The organism is Aciduricibacillus chroicocephali (assembly GCF_030762805.1).
Lineage (GTDB): Bacteria > Bacillota > Bacilli > Bacillales > Amphibacillaceae > Aciduricibacillus > Aciduricibacillus chroicocephali.
The window spans coordinates 170,001-191,546 of the sequence record NZ_CP129113.1 but is presented as its reverse complement, the minus strand read 5'-3'; the positions used below and the strand labels follow the sequence as shown (position 1 = coordinate 191,546).

The following is a 21,546-nucleotide window of genomic DNA, read 5'->3' as shown; positions in this document are numbered from 1 at the left end:
TACTCAAGCGGAGAACGGTATTGCATTAACTGATTACTACAGTTGCACTTTCTGTCTTAGGAGTGAGTTTAACCTGATCTGGCCCTGTTACTGTAATGATCACTTCATGTTTGCCTTTATCCAGGCCACTGAGGTCCACTTTCGCCCTCAGATCATCGCTTGCAAGGTTGCTAACTTGCTCTTCTTTACCCTCTGCCGCCACATCCGTAACCGCATCATCAGGTTTTTCAAATTGAACTTGCAAACCTGCGCCAAGTCCCTCTGCCTGAATCGGCACATCTTTAATCGTGAGCTTTTGCTTTAATTCAACTGTAATGATCACTGTTTTCTTAGATGCCTTCACCTGGTCTGGCCATTTAAGATTGGCATCAATTTTACCGCTGCCCTTTACCTTTGCCAGATCAATTGTTTCAGTGGATATGCTGTCTATTTCCTTCAACAAATCTTTCTTCCCGTAGATTTCTACTTCATTTGGCTCCGCCTTGATTGAGTTAAGCTCAAGCCCATCCGGCAGTTCACCCTCGGTCTTCAGCTTTACCGGAACACGCTTATTCGGATTGTGTACATCAAGCGAAACAAGTACATTTTTCGGCTCAATTTTAACATCAAGTTCATTGCCAAGATGATCGTATACATTCACCGGAACTTCCCGCTTGTGTACCGAATCCGTCAAGCCTGTCACATCCACAAACACTTTTACAAGTGCAATTTGGTCAATGACACTATCAGAACTCGTAATCTTGACCGTGTCCGGTTCGATGACCGGTTCGCCAAGTTCATAGCCCTTCGGAAGCTTATCTTCGTTAATATAATCTGCTTTTACCTTGAAAGTTTTTGTCGCCCGCTTTTCAAGCGTGACATCAACTGTCTTCGGTTCTATATATGCTTTCAACCCTTTGGGAATGTTCGCATACTCAACTTCTACTGTATGTTCACCCGGTCCGAGGTTACGCAAATCAACATATACATCGAATGCCCGTTGTCTCGCTGTCGGGCGCAGAATGCTCGCAGACCCTTCAAGAGATACATTGACCGATTCCGGTACGCCGCTGACAACATACTTTTCATCATTGATTTTGATATTAACAGGCATATTCTCAACCTGCTCTGTCTCTTCTGAGTTACTCGGAGTGTAACGGGGATCTTTTTGTGATGTCGTCGTTTCAACATTTACAAATACATAAAGCAAGATTGTCAAAGCGAGAGAAAGAATGCTGACAAACCACTTGCTGCGCAGCCATTTATCCATTTTTCTTCCCCCTCCAGTTCCAGCCTTTGCTTTGCGAAACCTTCGAGCTCAAAGCCAAATTGCTCTTCAGGAAATCCCTCAGGCTGTCGAGGTCCAGATCACGTCTTAATTCCCCGTTCTTCGTACAGGAAATACCGCCGGTTTCTTCAGACACAACAATTGTAAGCGCGTCGGTTACCTCGCTGATTCCCATTGCAGCCCTATGGCGTGTACCGAGTTCCTTAGAAATGAAAGGACTCTCCGAGAGTGGAAGATAACAGGCCGCTGCCTCAATTTTATCACCGACGATGATAACTGCTCCGTCATGAAGCGGTGTATTCGGTGTGAAAATATTCGTCAAAAGCTGGTTGCTCAGTTTTCCCTGGATTGGTATTCCTGTCTCAGTGTATTCACCAATGCCTGTCTCACGTTCAATAGTGATCAGTGCTCCGATACGGCGCTTGGCCATATAATTGCACGAGTCCACAATACTTGTAATTGTTTTCTCAAGATGATCCTCGGCAGATTTGGCTCCCCTTGAGAACAGACGGCCTCGACCGAGCTGCTCTAGTGCTCTTCTCAGCTCAGGCTGGAAGAGAATGATAATAACAAGGAAGCCCCATAGAATTGCCTGATATGTAAGCCACTGTAATGTTTTTAAACCAAAAAGCAGACTCGCCATCCGTACTGCCAGCACAACGATAATTCCTTTAAGAAGTTGAATCGCCTTTGTGCCTTTGATCAGCATGATGAGCTTGTATATGATATACCAGACAAGCGCGATATCCACGCCTATTTTTAACCACTTTATAAGATCAATTCCCCCGTCGAATATGCCCATGTCTCCACATCCTTCTTGCGCCGATTATATAATGATTCCCTTAGGGGGAAAGTGATTATCTTCAAGTTAACATATGATTGCCCATGTTAAATGATTTCATGAAAACTTATTCAGTAATTATAACATAAGTTCACGCTACTTCCCTTTATTAAACTATGAAGAAAGATGCAGGTATTGTCGAATTTTGTGATAAAATGTTTTAATTCCAATTTATGTTTAATTTCTTCTTTGAGGGGTATCTTGTTAACTGAATCAGGCGCGAGGGGAGATAGAAAAGTGGACAAGATTGAACTACAGGCAGCCATTGAGTCATGTCGCCAGGAAATGATCAGCTTATCTGATAAATATGGGCTAAGTGCCCTTGTTGTAATTCAGACGAGTAAGCATCTGGATCACTTGCTCAATCGCCTTGAGGATGTCGAGCGGACAGGTTAACCTAAAAAACAGGAAGCTCTTGCGAACAACCAGTTTGCAAGGCTTCCTGTTTCTTTTTATATAATATAATCATCTGGTATAAAAATCTGAAACTGGTTGGGGCGTATGAACACATGATCTTTCAGCATTAAATCCAGCTCCTCGTATTGCTCTCTTGAAACTTCAGCTTCAAGATACTTACCATTATCCTTGCGGAGCACTTCGATCTGTACTGTAGAACCGAATGGTTGGATATGAGTGACCTCAACCATAATCATATCCGGCCAATTGGCTTCACGCTCAATTGCAATATGATGCGGCCGCACGTAACCGACGACCTCCTGGTCATGTGGAATATGTGCAGGTGCATCAAACTGAAGGAAACCATCTTTCAAAACACCATCCTCAACTTTTCCACTGATTCTATTTACATTTCCTAGAAATTCATAGACAAAAGGAGATGCTGGATTATCATAAACCTCTCTTGGTGTCCCAATCTGTTCAATACGTCCTTTATTCATGATGACAACAAGATCGGCCACTTCAAGTGCCTCTTCCTGATCATGAGTCACGAATACACTTGTTACGTCCAGATTACGGTGCAGATTTCTGAGCCATTTACGCAATTCCTTTCTTACCTTTGCATCAAGCGCCCCAAACGGTTCATCAAGCAGCAGCACACGTGGTTCGATAAGAATTGCACGGGCAAGTGCCACCCTTTGTCTTTGTCCTCCAGATAGCTGCATAGGATAATGGTCGGCGAATGCTTCCAGTTTCACGAGAGCGAGTAGTTCCTCAACACGATTGCGTATTTCATCTTTTGATGGCCTTGTTTTCCTAGGTCTTGCCCGCAAGCCGAATGCAATGTTGTCGAATACGGTCATATGACGAAACAGTGCATAATGCTGAAAAACAAAACCGATATTGCGCTCTTTCGCACTCGCATTCGTCACTTCTTCATCATCAAAATAAACGACACCTTGATCTGCCTCCTCCAATCCAGCGACAATTCTAAGAAGCGATGTCTTTCCGGAGCCAGAGGGACCAAGCAATGCAACAAGTTTTCCTGTTGGTATATCGAGTGAGATATCATCTACCGCTTTGAAACTCCCAAACTCCTTTGAAATATTCTTAATTGCAATGCCCATCTGTCATCTACTCCTTCCCAAGCTACCACTTTTCCTGTAATGCAAGATATGCTGAATGACAATTGTAAAGATCGCGATAATTGACAAAAGCGAAGCTGCTGCAAAAGCAGCAGAAAATTGATACTCGTTATAAAGGATTTCGATATGGAGCGGTAAAGTATTTGTTAAACCGCGAATATGTCCGGAAACAACGGATACGGCACCAAATTCACCTACAGTTCTAGCACTGCACAGGATTACTCCATAGAGCAAGCCCCATTTTATATTCGGGAACGTGACATAGCGGAACATATGCCAACTATTTGCCCCTAGGGTACGCGCTGCTTCCTCTTCCTCTCGTCCCTGAGCCTGCATAACAGGAATGAGCTCTTTGGCGATAAACGGCATTGTTACGAATAATGTGGCCAGTACAATACCAGGTAAGGCAAAAACAATTTGAAGATTATACTGTTCCAGGAACGGTCCAAATAAACCATTTGAGCTAAACAACAGGATGAAGACAAGCCCGGCAATAACTGGAGATACGGCAAATGGAAGATCTATCAAAGCAAGCAGCAGGTTTTTCCCTCTAAATCTAAACCTCGTAATCAACCAGGCTGCCGCAATACCGAATATTACGTTGATTGGCAGGGAGATTAGAAGAACGAGCAAGGTGAGTTTAATCGCGGAAAGTGCATCCGGCTCTGTAACCGCTGCCCAATAAACATCAGCTCCCTTGGCAAATGCCTGAGTGAAAATGGCCACCATCGGCACTATGAGAAACAATCCGATAAACAGAACCGCAATGCTGATCAGAAGTCCTTGCAACCAGCGCGGCTCTGTGTTTGCTTTTTTAAAGCTTTTCACCTTATGTGATGTCTGCAAAGTCTCCAAAGCTTCCATTTGCTACACCCCTTTCGCCAGCACACGTCCTACAGCACGCATTTGGAGGAAGTTGATTGTAATTAAGATTGCGAATGAAATGACTAGCATAACTGCGGCAATAGCGGTTGCTCCCGCATAATCGTATTGCTCCAACTTTGTCATGATGAGTAGTGGAGCAATCTCTGTCTTGTATGGAAGATTTCCAGCTATAAAAATTACTGAACCGTATTCACCGACCGCTCTCGCGAATGCCAGGCCAAAGCCGGACAGTATGGCTGGTGTCAACTCCGGCATGATCACTTTAGTGATTGTACGTACCCGGCTCGCCCCAAGACTTACAGCCGCCTCTTCCAGCTGCGGATCCAAATCCTCAAGCACTGGCTGTACCATTCTCACAACAAATGGAATGCCTATGAAAATCAAGGCGATGACAATTCCGAACTCTGTAAAAGATACTTTAAAAGGCAGGAACTTCCCTATCCAGCCGTTTTTCGAATATAGCGTAGTTAAAACAATTCCAGCCACCGCTGTAGGAAGCGCAAACGGCAAATCGATCAGTCCGTCAATAATGCGCTTGCCCGGAAAAGAATACCGGACAAGCACCCAGGCAAGCAATATACCGAAGATGACATTAATGGAAGCTGCAAGAAAAGCTGTCAGGAAGCTGAGCTTCAATGCTGCAAGCACTCGATGGTTGCCTACAGCTGAAATGAAGCCGCTCCACCCCATTTGTGATGAGTTGATGAAAACCATGAGCAAAGGGATTACAACAAGCAGACTTGAATATGCAAGGACGAGACCCATACTCAGTCCGAAGCCGGGGAGTACGTTTTTCACTTTTCTCTTTTTCATCTCAGGTCCCTCCTCTTCACTTCTGATAGATTTCGTCAAATGTTCCACCATCAGCGAAGTGCGTCTTCTGAGCCTTTTGCCAGTCTCCGAATTCATCGTTGATTGTTACAAGCTTCACCTCGGGGAAAACATCTTTGTACTTTTCATAAATTTCTTTGTTGCGCGGACGGTAATAATGCTTGGCTGCAATTTCCTGTCCTTCTTCAGTGTAGAGGTATTTCAGATAAGCTTCTGCGACTTCACGGTTTCCGTTCTTGTCTGCATTCTTTTCGACAACGGCTACTGGCGGTTCAGTCAGAATGCTAATCGAAGGAGCGACAATATCGAATTTGTTCTTATCAAGCTCTTCAAGTGAAAGAATCGCTTCGTTTTCCCATGCAATCAGCACATCCCCAATTCCCCGTTCAACGAATGAAGTCGTTGCTCCACGCGCTCCTGAGTCCAAAGCAGCCACGTTGGAGAAAAGATTTTTCATAAACCCTTTTATCTTCTGTTCATCACCGTTGTATTTGTCTTTTGCATAAATCCAGGCTGCAAGATAATTCCACCGTGCACCACCTGATGTTTTCGGATTCGGCGTAACTATGGAGACGTCTTTACGAACCAAATCGTCCCAGTCTTTGATTTGCTTCGGATTACCTTTTCGTACGAGGAAAACAATTGTAGACGTATATGGTGTCGAGTTTTCCGGTAGTTTTTCCTGCCAGTTATCAGGTAAAAGTTTGCGTGATTCTGCAATTGCATCAATGTCATAGGCGAGCGCGAGTGTAGCTACATCTGCATTAACCCCGTCGATGATTGAGCGACCTTGAGCTCCAGAACCTCCATGTGATTGCTTGATTGTCAGCTTCTCGCCAGTCTCTTCTTCCCAATGTTTACTGAAGGCTGTATTGAATTCCTTGTACAGTTCACGTGTAGGATCATAGCTGACATTCAGTAGTTCTCTCGTCTTCTTACCTTTTGCCTTACCGTTGGATGCGTTCTCTGAGTTGCCGCAAGCTGCTGTGATAAGTGAGAATACGATTAAAATTGCGATTAGGATAAACTTCTTACCAAAACGTTTATACATTTGGAAATCCCCCTTGGTTTTTCTATTGATCTGCCAACTTTTGAATTATGCCGACCAACATCGCAAACCATTCACAACTGTTCGCACCGCTCCCAAATCATCATCCCCTTTCTCCAACTGGGAAGCATTCCCTTTATGGTTCCATACATCATAATATAATTAAACCGATAAGTAAACTATGTTTTATGTAAATTTTGATTTCATAAAAAAAGACCGATCCGCCTTCATGGCAAATCGATCTAGAAATTTCATTTTAACTTTTCACCAAACAAAGAGCCCATTAACCCTACGGCTAGGTCAGCTGTCCGATTCCTATCATCAAGTATCGGGTTCACTTCTACAAATTCAGCTGAAGTGAGCATACCAGATTCGTGGATCATTTCCATGGCAAGATGACTTTCCCTGTAAGTCATGCCTCCCATCACTGGTGTTCCGACTCCAGGAGCTTCGGAAGGATCCAGACCGTCGAGATCAAGGCTCAGATGCAAGCCGTCTGTCCGCTCCTTCAAATAACCAATTGCCTCATCAATCACTGCTGGCATGCCCATTCGATCTACTTCATGCATTGTATAGACTCGAATGCCTTTTTCTCTAATAAGCTCCTTCTCGCCGGGATCCAACGACCTTGCTCCGATTATGACAAGGTTTTCCGGCTTGATTTTCGCCCCTTCAGCATACAGGTTAACGAGCCGTTTGTGACCAATACCAAGACTTGCGGCAAGCGGCATGCCGTGAATATTGCCTGAAGGAGAGGTTTCGGGAGTATTCAGATCACCATGGGCATCATACCAAATGACTCCCAAGTTCTCATAGTTACGGGAAATGCCAGCCAAGCTGCCAATCGCAATACTATGGTCTCCCCCGACGATCAGGGGAAAATTTCCTTCTTTTATAACGCCGTCTGATGTTGCGGCAAGTTCATCTGATACTCTTGCAATTTCATTAAGATTCTTAAGCTGCCCTTCACTTTCATCCAGTGTGTGATCCACTGTTATATCTCCGAGGTCTTTCACTTCATACCCAATCTCGAGCAAACGTTCCTTCATTCCGGCATATCGCACAGCACTCGGCCCCATATCAACGCCCCGACGCGACTGGCCGAGATCCATAGGTACCCCAATAATGGAGATATTTCTGTTTACATTCATATGAGCTCCCCCTTATTCTGTCTGTCCGCTGGAATTCAACCTTACTCTTCTTTTCCCAAAGCATACGCCAGTCAAGCAATCTTCAAGATTATCGAATTATAATCACATGCAAACGAACAGGCAAAGTTCTGTACTCATCATAGTATTCAGCCACAGAATAAACAGAACGGGCTTTCCAAGCAAAAAAAGAAGTCCGACCGGGAAAGGCCGAACTTCTCTTAAACTTTATAAAATATGGGCTCCAGTCTTCTGAGGCTGGATTGGAAGCGGCACGATGCCCGCTCCCTTCCAAGCTGCCTCAATCTGTTCCTTTTGCTCGAGGGTTGGTACAAATGCAATGCCGCAATCACCGCCACCTGCTCCGGATGGCTTCGCTGCACCACCATGTTCCTCCGCAATGTCACAAAGCTTGGCAAGCTCTGCAGTTTCAATTTCAATACCTGCATCCTCACCGAGCTTTTTCAATGCTTGACGGTTCATTGTAATCCCTTCAAGGATAAGAGAATCGTCATTTTCTTTTACTCCGTGAGTAATCCCCTGTACAGAAGTACCGCTCTTAACCATGAAACCAGCATAATCCGAATGCTTCTCATGCTTCATTTTGCGAACAGCTGCAACAAGTTCTGTTGTGGAGGCAGGTTCACCTGTCCAGCCTACACATAGATGAAGGCTTTCAGGGAAGTCAAGCTGTTCTACTTTTAGGTATTGCCAGCTCTTCTTTACAAGGCGAGAAATGGACATGTTTTTTCTCTCAAGTTCTTCTAGCAGCCACTCCGCTTGGAATGAAGAGTAAGCGAGCCAGCCACCATATGAAGATGCAGCAATATCTGCTCCAGACCCACTCTTCTGGACATTTATATGTGCAATTGCCGCAAGCTTAAAGATGAGCTCTGTATCAGGTTCTTCCGGCAACAGATGTGTCAGGATGGCAGAAACAGTTCCAACTACAGATGCCGCACTTGACCCGAGGCCGTATTTTGCACCAGAGACGTCATCAAGTTCACTTCGGATTTCCAAGGCAAAGTTTGGAACTTCAATTTCCTGCTCTTTGACATATGTAAGCACTACGCGAAGTGCTTCTTTCACAAAACGTGTTTGCTCGACATCTGAATCAATATGTATAGTGTCCTCATCAAAAGACCAGCTAAGGTTCTTTAAATCAAAGTTTACGAGGCTCAATTTATTTTCCTCTGCGCTTTCGATTGTCGCGTACAAATACTTGTCCACGGCCATGACGATAAGTCTCTGATACTGATCAAGTACGGCATACTCCCCGGCAACCATCAGCTTGCCAGGGACTTTAACCGTTAGTGGTGATTTTACCATCCTGTCAACTCCTCTTCTTTATAAATATGTGATGCCCTGTCCTGTTCTGCTCAAAATAACGTCTGCAACACCAGGGATATTCCGCAATGTCGTATGCACTGCTTCTTCATTTTCAGGTAAGTATAGCACTTTTACATTCGGACCGGCATCTATCGTGAAATAAGCTGGAACTCCTGCATCTCGCATGGAACGGACTGTCTGCATGACTGCCATTGTTGAATCCAACCAGTACGTAAACGGTGGCACAGCTCCAAGCGTCGTTGCATGCATCTTCAAACAGTTCGCTTCGGCTATTTCTCCAACCTTTTCGAAATTCTGTTCACGAATTCCATCTTTAATGCCCGCAAGATCAGGCGCGATGCTATCAACCCAAGCATTGTAGAACGGCGATGTATCGACAGTGCGTTTCATCCCTTCACGGCTGGAAACTTTCTTCATTTTATCAGAAAGGACAACACCAGCCATACGTACATCCCAGTAGTTGGCCGGAGCGACCTGAACTGCATAAGAGTCCATTCCATCAGCCCGCTCCCCCATCTGCCATTCTACAAAGCCGCCATAAACCGAACGACAAGCCGAACCCGATCCCTGTCTCGTCAGGCGTGAAAGTTCTGTATCATCCAGTTCAAGACCAAGAGCTCTAGTCGCAGCTGCTGCAAGAGCAGCGAAGCCGGAAGCAGATGATGCAAATCCGGCAGCTGTTGGCACCGTGTTAGTCGATTGGACTTGAGCATGAATTGGTCCGATATCATACTGGCTGCGGATCAAATCCAAAAATACCGAAACCCGTTCCAATTCAACACCTTCCGCTCCAACACTGTTCAAGCTGAAAGTATCCTTTTCCAACCCTTCTTGGAATTCCACAGTCGTAGTCGTATGGAAACCGTCAAGCGTGAGTGAAAGACTATTGTTCATTGGGAGAATAAGCGATTCATCACGCTTTCCCCAATATTTGATCAGCGCAATATTTGTATGCGCCTTTGCGGTTGCTTTCATAATGCTCCCCTTTTCCAATATACCGTTCTACTGCCCCTCGCCATGATCTTGTCTCTTTAATACGAAAGGCCAAACTTTATCCGCACCGAAACGCTTTAACTTTTCAGAGAGCTGACGCGAATGCAATTCATTTCTTGCAAGCGCAATAATACATCCGCCATTTCCAGCTCCAGTCAGTTTGGCACCAAGCGCACCTTCCTGACGGGCAAACTGAATAAGCCTGTTCAACCCTGCGTCACTTACTCCAAGCGCTTCTAATTCCTTCTGTGCTTCATCGAGAAGCTGTCCAAGCAGATGCTTGCTCGCTTTTTCAAGCGCGTGACGTGCCTGATGTGTCACTTCTCCAATTCGGCTGATTTTGGATTGGATTTTCTTAGGTGCTGCCTTCAGCAGATTAGCTACAGATTCTACTGCTGTACGTGTATCACCGACTCTTCCCGTATCAGCTACAACAAAGTGAAAATCATCGCTTGGGAATATATAGTCGATATCACCGTTTTTCTCAAACCATACAGGACATTTGGACGTAATTGTCAAAGTATCGATGCCTGATGGAGCCCCATGGGCGTAAGTCTCCGAAATATTCGCAAGCTCCAGCAACTCTTCCCGCTTATACATTTTGCCCGCATAGGCGAACAATGAACGTACAACGGCAATCGCTACTGATGCACTGGAGCCAAGCCCTTTTCCAGGCGGGATGCTCGACTTTATGCGAATAATAAGGTCCTTATACGGGATTTCCAAATATTGCATAGTAGCTCTTACACAATTCCTAATACCGATAAGTGGCTCTGGAGCCTGATCCATAACACCCTCATATAGGTTACTTTCCAATCTGACTTCTCCCGGTCTATGCTCAATGGATGATTCCACACCGACTAACGGAAATGGGATCGCAATGGCTGGCTGTCCATGTACGACCGCATGTTCACCAATCAGTATGAGCTTGCTGTGAGCAATACCGACTGCGATTTGTTCTGAACTTGCTGCTTTTTCTGCACTCATAGCGTATACTCTTCCACCAATTCTTTAGCTTTTCCTGAGCGTATTTCTTTCGTCTCAATCATTTTCTCAGCTATTATTTCGATAAGTTCACCAGTCGCACCTGCTGCTACAGCAACAGAGCGTGCATGCAAAGCCATATGGCCTTTTTGGATGCCGTCCGTCGCTAGTGCCTTCAGTGCCCCAAGATTTTGTGCAAGACCAACAGAAACAATGACTTGGGCAAGTTCTGAAGCCGACTTGATATCAAGCATTTTAAGAGCCATTTGCGCCATTGGGTGTACACGTGTCGCACCACCTACCGTCCCAATCGACATTGGCAGTTCAAGCTCACCGACAAGATTTCCCGCTTCATCCTTGCTCCAGACAGACATTGAGCTGTACTGACCGGATCTAGCTGCGTAGGCATGTGCCCCCGCCTCGACTGCGCGCCAGTCGTTTCCTGTTGCAATAACTACAGGGTCAATACCATTCATGATGCCTTTATTATGTGTAACTGCGCGGAAAGGATCCGATGCAGCAAATTCATATGCGTGTATAACACCATCACGAACCGCTTCCCCATCAAAATCACCAGTCTTCAACAAGCTTGGCGGAATGATACAAGTCGCACGCGCAAGTGACTTTACTGCATAGTTAGACAGAATCCGCAAATATACTTTCCCTTTTGTCAGCAGTTCTACTCTTGGAGCTGCAGCTTCTGCCATCGTATTAATCATATTGGCACCCATTGCATCACAAGTATCTGCATATATATGGACAATCAGCATTTTACTGTAATCCGAATCTTCATGCTCGTTAAGGATGCGTACGTCTAGATCGCGCACACCGCCTCCCCGTTGGATTAAACTCGGATAGGCATCATTACAAATTTCAATTAGCTCGGACTTTTCATTTAGAACCGCCGCTTTCGCCTCTTCAAAGTCCGGACAGCCAACTACTTGAATCTGACCGATCATCAACCGCTCTCCTGAACTTGCTTTAAAGCCGCCGGCATCTCGTACAATTTTGGCAATATGACTGGCAGAGGCGATGACCGATGCTTCTTCAATCGCCATCGGAACGGCATATTCCTTATCATTAATAAGGAAATTAAGACCGACACCGAGAGGCAACGGGAAAGTACCGACAACATTCTCAACCATATGATCAGCAATCTCCAGCTCCAGTGGTTCAGTCGGGAAAAAAGCGCTGCGCTCTCCCCCGTTAAGCTCCATCATATCTAAAATCAGTTCCTTGCGTTCTTCCACAGGTTTGCGGTAGAATCCGGAAATCCTCGAAGTTTTCATACAAACCCATCCTTTTTCGACAGATTATTTGGATGCAATTCCGACAGAGCCTTAACACTGTCTGAACACAGAGAATTTTTATAATAAAATTTGAATACGATTTCATTTGAATGTAAAAGACTGTTCTCATTATGTTAAAAAACGTCCGAAAATGCAAATAAACAAGGTGCCCCATTCAGAACGACCTTGTTTATTCAATGTATTATGTATTCTGGTGGCCCAAAATTTTGTTTAAAACGAGATGAGCCATGTAGGATTCGAACCTACGACCCTCTGATTAAAAGTCAGATGCTCTACCAACTGAGCTAATGGCTCGTTATAATATAAAAAGTGGCTGGGCTACTAGGATTCGAACCTAGGAATGACGGGACCAAAACCCGTTGCCTTACCGCTTGGCTATAGCCCAACGATCCACAATAAAGATGGTGGAGGGGGGCAGATTCGAACTGCCGAACCCGTAGGGAGCGGATTTACAGTCCGCCGCGTTTAGCCACTTCGCTACCCCTCCATATAATGAACATTTTATTGAAAGTCTATTCAATAAAATGAAAATAAAAAAAGATGCCGGCCAGAGGACTTGAACCCCCAACCTACTGATTACAAGTCAGTTGCTCTACCAATTGAGCTAGGCCGGCATTTTGATGACCCGTACGGGATTCGAACCCGTGTTACCGCCGTGAAAGGGCGGTGTCTTAACCGCTTGACCAACGGGCCAGTTTCAGTAGTCGTTGTGTCTCTCAACTCAACGAAATTTATTATATATCGGTTTTTGACGAAAGTAAAGGGTTTTTAAAAATTTTTTTTACGTTTTAAAAAGGAAACGGCTAAACCCTTGCCCCGCTTGAGTTTAAGGGAATCACAAATTCAGCAATATAAGAGGAGAACATCTAAATATCAGCTTTTAATACGACATTTTCTATTATGAATGAAAGCATTGGAGATTATTCAAACAGATACGCTATAATGAAGAAAGTTACATATTTTTTGGAGGTGTCCATATGGCAGGTTTGCTTGAAGGAAAGACAATTGTCGTCATGGGTGTTGCCAATGAGCGCAGCATTGCATGGGGTATTACAAAATCTCTGCATAATGCAGGAGCAGAACTTATATTTACAAATAGACAGGAAAGATCTGCACAGAAGCTGCAGAAGTTGCTTGAAAAAGATGGGATTGAGCCCAAAGCGATGGTCAACTGCGATGTTGAGAGCGATGAAAGTATTGAAGCTGCTTTTGCTGAAATCAAAGAAAAGGTCGGTGTCATTCATGGCCTTGTCCACTCTCTCGCCTTCGCAAAAAAAGAAGAACTTCAAGGAGAGTATGCTAGTACTTCACGAGAAGGATATCTGCTCGCTCAGAACATTAGCGCCTACTCTTTAGTAGCTGTGACAAGGGAAGCTCGCAAGTTGATGACAGAGGGCGGCAGCATCGTTACACAATCCTACCTTGGTGCCGAACGCGTCATTCAGAATTATAATGTAATGGGCGTTGCCAAAGCAGCACTAGAGTCAAGCGTAAAATACCTCGCTGAAGATGTTGGTAAAGACGGTATCCGTGTCAACGCCATTTCAGCTGGCCCAATCCGTACATTAGCCGCAAAAGGTGTATCTGGATTTAATGAAAAAACAGCTGTCATAGAGGAAAAAGCTCCTCTACGCCGTAATGTAGATCAAGATCAAGTCGGAGATGCAACTCTCTTCCTTATCAGTGACATGGCCCGCGGAATTACCGGTGAAGTCATTCATGTTGATTCAGGCTATCATATTATTGGTGGCTAATCTCAATAAAAAGCTTCTGCACACTTAAAGTGAGCAGAAGCTTTTTATTATCTTTCTCTAGAACATCACTAGAAGATAATTTACATATCCTCAACAACAATATATGTCGCTTCAACTGGACCATGCACCCCTACAATAAGATGCATCTCAATATCCGCACTATTGCTCGGACCTGTCACAAGACTGACACATGAACCGACTTTTTCACCTGCAGCCAAACGCTTACGGACTTGCTGCGCCGCCTGGGTAAAGCGCGGGACAATCGTGCTTTTAGGAATAATCGCAATATAGCTATGTGGCAACAGACTGATGGATCGGCTCTGGTTCTTATCATTAAACAGCGCAATCGTTCCAGATTCGGCCAACGTCATATCACTAAATGTAATGCCGATATCCGCCTGCTCCGCCCTTTGTTGATTTTCTTTACCTATTTCCTCATCCCATACGTGCACCAGGCATCCATCTGCACGTTTCCTATCAAAGTAAAAATCCAGCTCAGCATCTGCTGTACGCTGATCATTTGCAATAATAATTTTGTTCCCACTGTAGTTTTTAATAACCTCATCAAGGGTTTGGGCTAGGGATTCAATGTTCGTCTTCCTGAAATCCGTATGGATGACTTTACATTGTCTTTTAAGTACGTCAACAAGTTCATCCTGACTAGCATCGACAAGCACCTTATGCTGAGGTCTTACGGTCCACTCTGGGCGCTCAACACCTACAGTACGTGGGCCGCGTCCAAGTCTCCCTGCAAGCCGCTCAAGAAAAACATCACGATTCTGAATCGCCATCTGTTTGCCCCCCTTTTCCGCGTTTCTTAAACCAGGATCGGAAATTCTCCTTTGCTGGAGCTGGGAAGTCACGCACATCCGTCCATCCTTTTAGCGGTCCCGGTCCGTTAGAAATATACTCATCCTTTGTCCATGGCTTTAACGCTGTTCGGGCCATTTTTGAACTCATTTTATAAGCAGCCGGTGTTGAGGCCCATTTTGCAAAACCATTCATCATGAACCGCTCAGACATCGGCCCCTTTTTTTGTTGCTCAGCAATAATTTCCCGATGACGGATCAAATGTTCATGCAGTGGAATTTTGACCGGGCATGCATCCGTGCAAGCTGCACATAGTGTGGATGCATAAGGAAGATCCTGATGATCCTCATATCCATCAAGCAAAGGTGTTAGCACGGCACCAATCGGCCCTGGATAGATTGAGCCGTAAGCATGCCCGCCAACATGGCGATAAACCGGACATACATTGATACATGCCGCACAACGTATACAATGAAGAGCTGATTGGAATTCTGTGCCGAGTATTTTGGATCGGCCATTATCCACAATGACGAGGTGATATTCTTCCGGTCCGTCTACTTCCCCTTCAAGTCTCGTTCCGGTAATCGATGTAATATAGCTCGTAAGCTTTTGTCCAACTGCTGCTCGCGTAAGCAAACTGACGAGAACCTCCATATCCTCCCATGTCGGCACAATCCGCTCCATTCCCATAACTGTAATCTGTGTGTCAGGCAAACTTGTCACCATACGGGCATTTCCTTCATTCGTAACAAGTGTCACAGTCCCTGATTCGGCGATAGCGAAATTACAACCAGTGATTCCGATATCAGCGCTCAAGAATTCTTCACGAAGCTTCTCTCTCGCAAAAAGAGCAAGGTCTTCCGGAGTGTTGGTGGAGTCATAACCTTTCTTTTCTGCAAATGTCTCTCTGATCTGTTCTCTATTCAGGTGAACAGCAGGTGCTACGATATGAGAAGGCGGCTCATCATCCAGCTGCAAAATCCACTCCCCAAGGTCTGTTTCCACAACTTCGGCACCAACCGCTTCCAAAGCTGCATTCAAACTGATTTCCTCAGTTACCATTGACTTTGATTTGACTACCTTTTTGCCATTCTTCCTTTTAACGACTTCTTGAATGTATTTATTGGCATCCTCAGCCGTATCCGCAAAATAGACTTGTCCGCCGCGCTTTGCTACTTCTTCACTAAGCTGGTGAAGGTAATAATCAAGATTCTCAATCGTATGACTGCGAATCTCTTCACCTAGCGTTCTCCACTCTTCCCAGTTGCCAAGTTCTTCAGCTGCATTCTCACGGCCGCTTCTGAATCGCCCTTGAGCGGAAGAGACAGCATGTCGCATGAAGTCATTGTCAATTCCTTGCTGTACCCGTTCCTTGAATGAAGGACTGCCAATTTTGATTCCCATGATGTTCCCCTCCTTTAATCGCAGTGGTTCAGAATTTCACTAATATGAATGACCCTTACTCGTTCGCCCATCCTTCTCAACCGACCACCGATATTCATAAGACAACCCATGTCTCCGCCAACAAGATATTCTGCTTCTGTTTCGATGACATGACGAGCCTTCTCCTGTACCATCTGTTCAGAAATGATCGGACTCTTAACCGCAAATGTACCGCCAAACCCGCAACAATCGCTTGCTAGCGGCAGAGGAACCAATTCCAAGCCCTCTACATGATCAAGAAGAATACGCGGCGCGTCTTTTACACCAAGCAGGCGCGTCATATGGCACGAAGGATGATAGGTCACTTTTCCTTTGAATGTTGAACCAACATCTGTTACTTTAAGTACTTCTACAAGGAATTGAGTGAGTTCATAAGATTTCTTAGCAAGTGCTTCAGCCTGCTCCGCCCACTCAGGGTCGTCTTTGAAAATATGCGCATACTCTCTCAACATTGCTACACAAGACCCCGACGGTCCAACTACGTATTCTGAATGCTCAAAGGCCCGCATCATCTGTTTCATCGCTTCTTTAGATTGTTTAAAGTAGCCACTGTTATAAGCAGGTTGCCCACAACAAGTCTGCAACTCTGGGAAATCCACTTCACAACCGAGACGTTCCAAAATTTCTACTGTATTTCTACCGACACGCGGCGTCATTGTATCGCACAAGCACGTTATAAATAGAGAAACCTTCAACTGTTGTCACCACCGCTGTTCTAATTTTCATGATTCTTATCCTTTTATTCTAATGGAAAAACTCCCTTTTTAAAAGGCAGCAAAAAAGCAGACGCAAAACCAGTGTCTGACACTGTCCTGCATCCGCTTGACGAATTACTCTTTTAACATAAGGAAAATATCCAGTTTGCCCACCATTTCATAATGAACCGAAAGCATAATGGATTGTTCATAGCCAGCGAGAATGGAGCTTCCCTGCATGACCGTCGGAGCTGTTATATCTGTAGCTCTACCTTCCAATGAAACAAGTGTAGCCATGGAACCAGCAAGCATATTACCCAATTCTCCAGTAAACGATTGAAGCATCTCATCTTGCAATGGCATCCCAAACATCACCTGTCCCAGATTACCAAATGTATTGACATCTCCCCTGATGACGAGGTTCCCCTTTAAGTCTCCAGTGAATCCGATCAAAACACCATAAGTCATTTCCAATTCACTTCTTAGCACCTTTGGCGGTGTTACTTTAGGAGACAATGGCACGACATTTTTTAAAGCAGTTACTGTCATGTTAAGCAACTCCGTCGTCCATGGCTCCTGATCCCTAAGTAGCTGTATACTCATGCAAGCCCTCCTCATGCTGTTTTTATTTTTGTTTCGCCTGCAAATATTACCAATTATCCGAAGAACAAATCCCCAGAGTAAATAATTCAAAAGTCATAGTCACATAGTATTATTGAATCATAATAGGAGTTCCTTGTAAATCATTTTCTTAATTATATTGAGATTTTCATCCTATTTCACTCCTCGCCTCTTGTGTCTAAATGTTTGTTAATGAGCAAATAGGTATAGGAGGAATATAATAGCCTGATTTGCTTCATGGAGCTAATAAGTAATCCTATTTGAATCACTCAGGTATACTTTCAAATAAAGGGTTTATCTCATTCCTAGATAAAGCTGCAGTATACAAGAAAGTGAATCTCATCCTACTAACTGAATTTCGTAGCAACTGGACAACCTCAGGTTGGCCAGTCTTAACTTTGAAGAGAAAAGAAGTTCCGAAATGATCATCCTTTACTCTTGCCGAGCAAGTCAATCCACTGAGGATTAATTGACTATATGTATAAAAGAATGCTCCCTAAATGCATGTCAAAGACAAAAAACACCCATTCACTCTGAATGGGTGTTTTCCTAAGCTTCCAACAGGATTTGAACCTGCGACCCCCACCTTACCATGGTGGTGCTCTACCAACTGAGCTATGGAAGCATGCAAATGGCTCCACAGGTAGGATTCGAACCTACGACCGATCGGTTAACAGCCGATTGCTCTACCTCTGAGCTACTGTGGAATGGGGAAAATTATATGGAAGCTTATATGTAAGAAATATCTGCCTGGCGGCGTCCTACTCTTGCAGAGGCAAAGCCTCAACTACCATCGGCGCTGGGGAACTTAACTGCTGTGTTCGGTATGGGAACAGGTGTGACCTCCCCGCCATCACTGCCAGACATATGCTTTTGTGAATAAAGCTTATTATAGCGCATCCTCAAGAGAATGCAAGCTTTTTTCAAGGGATATTTGCACCCTGAAAACTAAATAAGAGCGTTAGACAAGAATCAAATTAAAGATAGTTAAGTACTCGATCTATTAGTATCCGTCAGCTCCACGTGTCACCACGCTTCCACCTCGGACCTATCAACCTCATCGTCTCTGAGGGATCTTACTCACTTAAAGTGCGAGGAAGTCTCATCTTGAGGGGGGCTTCATGCTTAGATGCTTTCAGCACTTATCCTTTCCACACGTAGCTACCCAGCTATGCTCCTGGCGGAACAACTGGTACACCAGCGGTGTGTCCATCCCGGTCCTCTCGTACTAAGGACAGCTCCTCTCAAACTTCCAACACCCACGACGGATAGGGACCGAACTGTCTCACGACGTTCTGAACCCAGCTCGCGTACCGCTTTAATGGGCGAACAGCCCAACCCTTGGGACCGACTACAGCCCCAGGATGCGATGAGCCGACATCGAGGTGCCAAACCTCCCCGTCGATGTGAACTCTTGGGGGAGATAAGCCTGTTATCCCCGGGGTAGCTTTTATCCGTTGAGCGATGGCCCTTCCATGCGGAACCACCGGATCACTAAGCCCGACTTTCGTCCCTGCTCGACTTGTAGGTCTCGCAGTCAAGCTCCCTTCTGCCTTTGCACTCTACGAATGATTTCCAACCATTCTGAGGGAACCTTTGGGCGCCTCCGTTACCTTTTAGGAGGCGACCGCCCCAGTCAAACTGCCCGCCTGACACTGTCTCCGGACCGGATCACGGCCCTGGGTTAGAAGGTTCATACAGCCAGGGTGGTATCCCACGGATGCCTCCACGCAAGCTGGCGCTCACGTTTCTCAGGCTCCCACCTATCCTGTACAAGCTGTACAAACATTCAATATCAGGCTACAGTAAAGCTCCACGGGGTCTTTCCGTCCTGTCGCGGGTAATGCGCATCTTCACGCATAGTATAATTTCACCGGGTCTCTCGTTGAGACAGTGCCCAAGTCGTTGCACCTTTCGTGCGGGTCGGAACTTACCCGACAAGGAATTTCGCTACCTTAGGACCGTTATAGTTACGGCCGCCGTTTACTGGGGCTTCAGTTCTGTGCTTCGCTTGCGCTAACACTTCCCCTTAACCTTCCAGCACCGGGCAGGTGTCAGCCCCTATACTTCGCCTTTCGGCTTCGCAGAGACCTGTGTTTTTGCTAAACAGTCGCTTGGGCCAATTCACTGCGGCTTCTCGGCAGAGAAGCACTCCTTCTCCCGAAGTTACGGAGTCATTTTGCCGAGTTCCTTAACGAGAGTTCTCCCGCTCACCTTAGTATTCTCTACCTGCCTACCTGTGTCGGTTTGCGGTACGGGCACCTTTAATCTGGCTAGAGGCTTTTCTCGGCAGTGTGGAACCGGGAACTTCGGTACTAAATTTCCCTCCCCATCACAGCTCAGGATTGCCAGACGGATTTGCCTATCTGACTCCCTAACTGCTTGGGCGCACATATCCATCAGTGCGCATTCCCTATCCTACTGCGTCCCCCCATTGCTCATAACGACTAAGAGGTGGTACAGGAATATCAACCTGTTGTCCATCGCCTACGCCTTTCGGCCTCGGCTTAGGCCCCGACTAACCCTGAGAGGACGAGCCTTCCTCAGGAAACCTTGGGCATTCGGTGAAAGAGATTCTCACTCTTTTTCGCTACTCATACCGGCATTCTCACTTCCAGATGCTCCACCAGTCCTCACGGTCTGACTTCACAGCGACTGGAACGCTCTCCTACCATTGTCGAAGACAATCCGCAGCTTCGGTGATACGTTTAGCCCCGGTACATTTTCGGCGCAGAGTCACTCGACCAGTGAGCTATTACGCACTCTTTAAATGGTGGCTGCTTCTAAGCCAACATCCTGGTTGTCTGGGCAACTCCACATCCTTTTCCACTTAACGTATACTTTGGGACCTTAGCTGGCGGTCTGGGCTGTTTCCCTTTCGACTATGAACCTTATCACCCATAGTCTGACTCCCAAAGCTAAGTATCCGGCATTCGGAGTTTGACTGAATTCGGTAACCCGGTGAGGGCCCCTAGTCCAATCAGTGCTCTACCTCCGGTACTCGATCTTTGAGGCTAGCCCTAAAGCTATTTCGGAGAGAACCAGCTATCTCCGTGTTCGATTGGCATTTCACCCCTACCCACACCTCATCCCCGCATTTTTCAACATACGTGGGTTCGGGCCTCCAGTCAGTGTTACCTGACCTTCACCCTGGACATGGGTAGATCACACGGTTTCGGGTCTACGCCTGCATACTCAAATCGCCCTATTCAGACTCGCTTTCGCTGCGGCTCCGCATCTTCTGCTTAACCTTGCATGCAAACGTAACTCGCCGGTCCATTCTACAAAAGGTACGCCGTCACCCATAAACGGGCTTCGACTACTTGTAGGCACACGGTTTCAGGATCTCTTTCACTCCCCTTCCGGGGTGCTTTTCACCTTTCCCTCACGGTACTGGTTCACTATCGGTCACTAGGGAGTATTTAGCCTTGGGAGATGGTCCTCCCGGATTCCGACGGAATTTCACGTGTTCCGCCGTACTCAGGATCCACTCTGGAGAGAACGAAATTTCGATTACAGGGCTGTTACCTTCTATGGCGGGCCTTTCCAGACCGCTTCGTCTATCCCGTTCCTTTGTAACTCCGTATAGAGTGTCCTACAACCCCAGAAGGCAAGCCTTCTGGTTTGGGCTGTTTCCGTTTCGCTCGCCGCTACTTGGGAAATCGCATTTGCTTTCTCTTCCTCCGGGTACTTAGATGTTTCAGTTCCCCGGGTCTGCCTCGATCATCCTATGTATTCAGATGAACGTACTGCTCCATTACGAACAGTGGGTTTCCCCATTCGGAAATCCTCGGATCAATGCTTACTTACAGCTCCCCGAGGCATATCGGCGTTAGTCCCGTCCTTCTTCGGCTCCTAGTGCCAAGGCATCCACCGTGCGCCCTTATTCACTTAACTAAGTTTGACGCGTTAAAACGTTTTGATGTCTTGTTTTGCTCTTATTTAGTTTTCAAGGAACAAACTATCCTAGTTTGAAAGAGATTCACTCTCTCAAAACTGAACAAACAACCTGTTTATGTCTTCCG

Annotated in this window: 17 protein-coding genes, 7 tRNA genes and 2 rRNA genes; 2 read left to right on the top strand and 24 right to left on the bottom strand. The window is 45.7% G+C overall.

From position 1 onward, the window contains the following. Positions 1 to 25: 25 nt before the first annotated feature. Positions 26 to 1,249 (bottom strand): CdaR family protein, encoded by a 1,224-nt coding sequence (locus QR721_RS01100; RefSeq protein ID WP_348028322.1) that lies wholly within the window; start codon positions 1,247 to 1,249, stop codon positions 26 to 28. Next, positions 1,242 to 2,063: a diadenylate cyclase CdaA gene (gene cdaA / locus QR721_RS01095; protein ID WP_348029757.1), complete on the bottom strand. Its 822-nt coding sequence runs from the start codon at positions 2,061 to 2,063 to the stop codon at positions 1,242 to 1,244. The genes QR721_RS01100 and cdaA overlap by 8 nt, the downstream gene beginning before the upstream one ends. Before the next feature lie 282 nt (positions 2,064 to 2,345). On the opposite strand from cdaA, the gene QR721_RS01090 reads away from it, so the two are divergent. Continuing rightward, positions 2,346 to 2,504, top strand: coding sequence for an aspartyl-phosphate phosphatase Spo0E family protein (locus QR721_RS01090; RefSeq protein WP_348028320.1), 159 nt, complete (start codon positions 2,346 to 2,348; stop codon positions 2,502 to 2,504). Between the two features lie 56 nt (positions 2,505 to 2,560). On the opposite strand, the gene QR721_RS01085 is transcribed toward QR721_RS01090, so the two are convergent. The 14 genes from QR721_RS01085 to QR721_RS01020 form a co-directional block, all read right to left on the bottom strand. Then, positions 2,561 to 3,631 carry a sulfate/molybdate ABC transporter ATP-binding protein gene (locus QR721_RS01085; RefSeq protein ID WP_348028318.1) on the bottom strand — a complete coding sequence of 357 codons (1,071 nt, stop codon included), beginning with the start codon at positions 3,629 to 3,631 and terminating at the stop codon, positions 2,561 to 2,563. A gap of 3 nt (positions 3,632 to 3,634) precedes the next feature. Then, positions 3,635 to 4,513: a sulfate ABC transporter permease subunit CysW gene (cysW, locus tag QR721_RS01080; RefSeq protein ID WP_348028316.1), complete on the bottom strand. Its 879-nt coding sequence runs from the start codon at positions 4,511 to 4,513 to the stop codon at positions 3,635 to 3,637. 3 nt (positions 4,514 to 4,516) lie between these two features. Further along, positions 4,517 to 5,347 (bottom strand): sulfate ABC transporter permease subunit CysT, encoded by an 831-nt coding sequence (gene cysT / locus QR721_RS01075; RefSeq protein ID WP_348028314.1) that lies wholly within the window; start codon positions 5,345 to 5,347, stop codon positions 4,517 to 4,519. A gap of 16 nt (positions 5,348 to 5,363) precedes the next feature. Beyond that, positions 5,364 to 6,416, bottom strand: coding sequence for a sulfate ABC transporter substrate-binding protein (locus QR721_RS01070; RefSeq protein WP_348028312.1), 1,053 nt, complete (start codon positions 6,414 to 6,416; stop codon positions 5,364 to 5,366). A 248-nt stretch (positions 6,417 to 6,664) separates the two neighbouring features. Beyond that, positions 6,665 to 7,564, bottom strand: a complete 900-nt coding sequence (gene rocF / locus QR721_RS01065) for an arginase (RefSeq protein ID WP_348028310.1) — start codon at positions 7,562 to 7,564, stop codon at positions 6,665 to 6,667. A gap of 225 nt (positions 7,565 to 7,789) precedes the next feature. Beyond that, positions 7,790 to 8,890: a phosphomevalonate kinase gene (locus tag QR721_RS01060; RefSeq protein WP_348028309.1), complete on the bottom strand. Its 1,101-nt coding sequence runs from the start codon at positions 8,888 to 8,890 to the stop codon at positions 7,790 to 7,792. 18 nt (positions 8,891 to 8,908) lie between these two features. Continuing rightward, a complete protein-coding gene (gene mvaD / locus QR721_RS01055; protein ID WP_348028307.1) occupies positions 8,909 to 9,886 on the bottom strand; it encodes a diphosphomevalonate decarboxylase in 978 nt (325 codons plus the stop codon). A 27-nt stretch (positions 9,887 to 9,913) separates the two neighbouring features. After that, a complete protein-coding gene (gene mvk / locus QR721_RS01050; RefSeq protein ID WP_348028305.1) occupies positions 9,914 to 10,891 on the bottom strand; it encodes a mevalonate kinase in 978 nt (325 codons plus the stop codon). Continuing rightward, complete coding sequence (locus tag QR721_RS01045) at positions 10,888 to 12,177, bottom strand: hydroxymethylglutaryl-CoA reductase, degradative (RefSeq protein WP_348028303.1); 1,290 nt, start codon at positions 12,175 to 12,177, stop codon at positions 10,888 to 10,890. Before QR721_RS01045 ends, mvk begins: the two co-directional genes overlap by 4 nt. Before the next feature lie 242 nt (positions 12,178 to 12,419). After that, positions 12,420 to 12,492: transfer RNA gene (locus QR721_RS01040), tRNA-Lys, on the bottom strand. Between the two features lie 16 nt (positions 12,493 to 12,508). Further along, positions 12,509 to 12,583, bottom strand: a tRNA-Gln gene (locus tag QR721_RS01035). Between the two features lie 17 nt (positions 12,584 to 12,600). Beyond that, positions 12,601 to 12,685 (bottom strand) — tRNA-Tyr (locus QR721_RS01030). A 54-nt stretch (positions 12,686 to 12,739) separates the two neighbouring features. Continuing rightward, a tRNA-Thr gene (locus tag QR721_RS01025) sits at positions 12,740 to 12,812 on the bottom strand. A 7-nt stretch (positions 12,813 to 12,819) separates the two neighbouring features. Next, a tRNA-Glu gene (locus QR721_RS01020) sits at positions 12,820 to 12,891 on the bottom strand. Between the two features lie 284 nt (positions 12,892 to 13,175). Here QR721_RS01020 and fabI point away from each other — a divergent pair. After that, on the top strand, positions 13,176 to 13,952 hold the full coding sequence (gene fabI / locus QR721_RS01015) for an enoyl-ACP reductase FabI (RefSeq protein WP_348028302.1): 777 nt from the start codon (positions 13,176 to 13,178) through the stop codon (positions 13,950 to 13,952). 80 nt (positions 13,953 to 14,032) lie between these two features. On the opposite strand, the gene QR721_RS01010 is transcribed toward fabI, so the two are convergent. The 8 genes from QR721_RS01010 to QR721_RS00975 all read right to left on the bottom strand — a co-directional run bounded on the left by QR721_RS01010 (position 14,033) and on the right by QR721_RS00975 (position 21,418). Beyond that, on the bottom strand, positions 14,033 to 14,743 hold the full coding sequence (locus QR721_RS01010; RefSeq protein ID WP_348028301.1) for a LutC/YkgG family protein: 711 nt from the start codon (positions 14,741 to 14,743) through the stop codon (positions 14,033 to 14,035). After that, positions 14,724 to 16,166: a LutB/LldF family L-lactate oxidation iron-sulfur protein gene (locus tag QR721_RS01005; protein WP_348028300.1), complete on the bottom strand. Its 1,443-nt coding sequence runs from the start codon at positions 16,164 to 16,166 to the stop codon at positions 14,724 to 14,726. The genes QR721_RS01010 and QR721_RS01005 overlap by 20 nt, the downstream gene beginning before the upstream one ends. Positions 16,167 to 16,180: 14 nt before the next feature. After that, entirely contained in the window at positions 16,181 to 16,900 is a 720-nt protein-coding gene (locus tag QR721_RS01000) for a (Fe-S)-binding protein (RefSeq protein ID WP_348028298.1), read from the bottom strand. 135 nt (positions 16,901 to 17,035) lie between these two features. Continuing rightward, on the bottom strand, positions 17,036 to 17,503 hold the full coding sequence (locus tag QR721_RS00995) for a chemotaxis protein CheX (RefSeq protein WP_348028296.1): 468 nt from the start codon (positions 17,501 to 17,503) through the stop codon (positions 17,036 to 17,038). Between the two features lie 570 nt (positions 17,504 to 18,073). After that, positions 18,074 to 18,146 (bottom strand) — tRNA-Thr (locus QR721_RS00990). Between the two features lie 7 nt (positions 18,147 to 18,153). After that, positions 18,154 to 18,228, bottom strand: a tRNA-Asn gene (locus QR721_RS00985). A gap of 41 nt (positions 18,229 to 18,269) precedes the next feature. Next, a 5S ribosomal RNA gene (gene rrf, locus QR721_RS00980) occupies positions 18,270 to 18,385 on the bottom strand. A 119-nt stretch (positions 18,386 to 18,504) separates the two neighbouring features. Next, positions 18,505 to 21,418, bottom strand: a 23S ribosomal RNA gene (locus tag QR721_RS00975). Positions 21,419 to 21,546 lie beyond the last annotated feature (128 nt).

Coding starts and splice junctions, on each gene's coding strand:
- QR721_RS01100 (WP_348028322.1), bottom strand. CDS start 1,249: ATGGATAAATGGCTGCGCAGCAAGTGGTTTGTCAGCATTCTTTCTCTC.
- QR721_RS01085 (WP_348028318.1), bottom strand. CDS start 3,631: ATGGGCATTGCAATTAAGAATATTTCAAAGGAGTTTGGGAGTTTCAAA.
- cysW (WP_348028316.1), bottom strand. CDS start 4,513: ATGGAAGCTTTGGAGACTTTGCAGACATCACATAAGGTGAAAAGCTTT.
- cysT (WP_348028314.1), bottom strand. CDS start 5,347: ATGAAAAAGAGAAAAGTGAAAAACGTACTCCCCGGCTTCGGACTGAGT.
- QR721_RS01070 (WP_348028312.1), bottom strand. CDS start 6,416: ATGTATAAACGTTTTGGTAAGAAGTTTATCCTAATCGCAATTTTAATC.
- rocF (WP_348028310.1), bottom strand. CDS start 7,564: ATGAATGTAAACAGAAATATCTCCATTATTGGGGTACCTATGGATCTC.
- QR721_RS01060 (WP_348028309.1), bottom strand. CDS start 8,890: ATGGTAAAATCACCACTAACGGTTAAAGTCCCTGGCAAGCTGATGGTT.
- mvaD (WP_348028307.1), bottom strand. CDS start 9,886: ATGAAAGCAACCGCAAAGGCGCATACAAATATTGCGCTGATCAAATAT.
- mvk (WP_348028305.1), bottom strand. CDS start 10,891: ATGAGTGCAGAAAAAGCAGCAAGTTCAGAACAAATCGCAGTCGGTATT.
- QR721_RS01045 (WP_348028303.1), bottom strand. CDS start 12,177: ATGAAAACTTCGAGGATTTCCGGATTCTACCGCAAACCTGTGGAAGAA.
- fabI (WP_348028302.1), top strand. CDS start 13,176: ATGGCAGGTTTGCTTGAAGGAAAGACAATTGTCGTCATGGGTGTTGCC.
- QR721_RS01010 (WP_348028301.1), bottom strand. CDS start 14,743: ATGGCGATTCAGAATCGTGATGTTTTTCTTGAGCGGCTTGCAGGGAGA.
- QR721_RS01005 (WP_348028300.1), bottom strand. CDS start 16,166: ATGGGAATCAAAATTGGCAGTCCTTCATTCAAGGAACGGGTACAGCAA.
- QR721_RS00995 (WP_348028296.1), bottom strand. CDS start 17,503: ATGAGTATACAGCTACTTAGGGATCAGGAGCCATGGACGACGGAGTTG.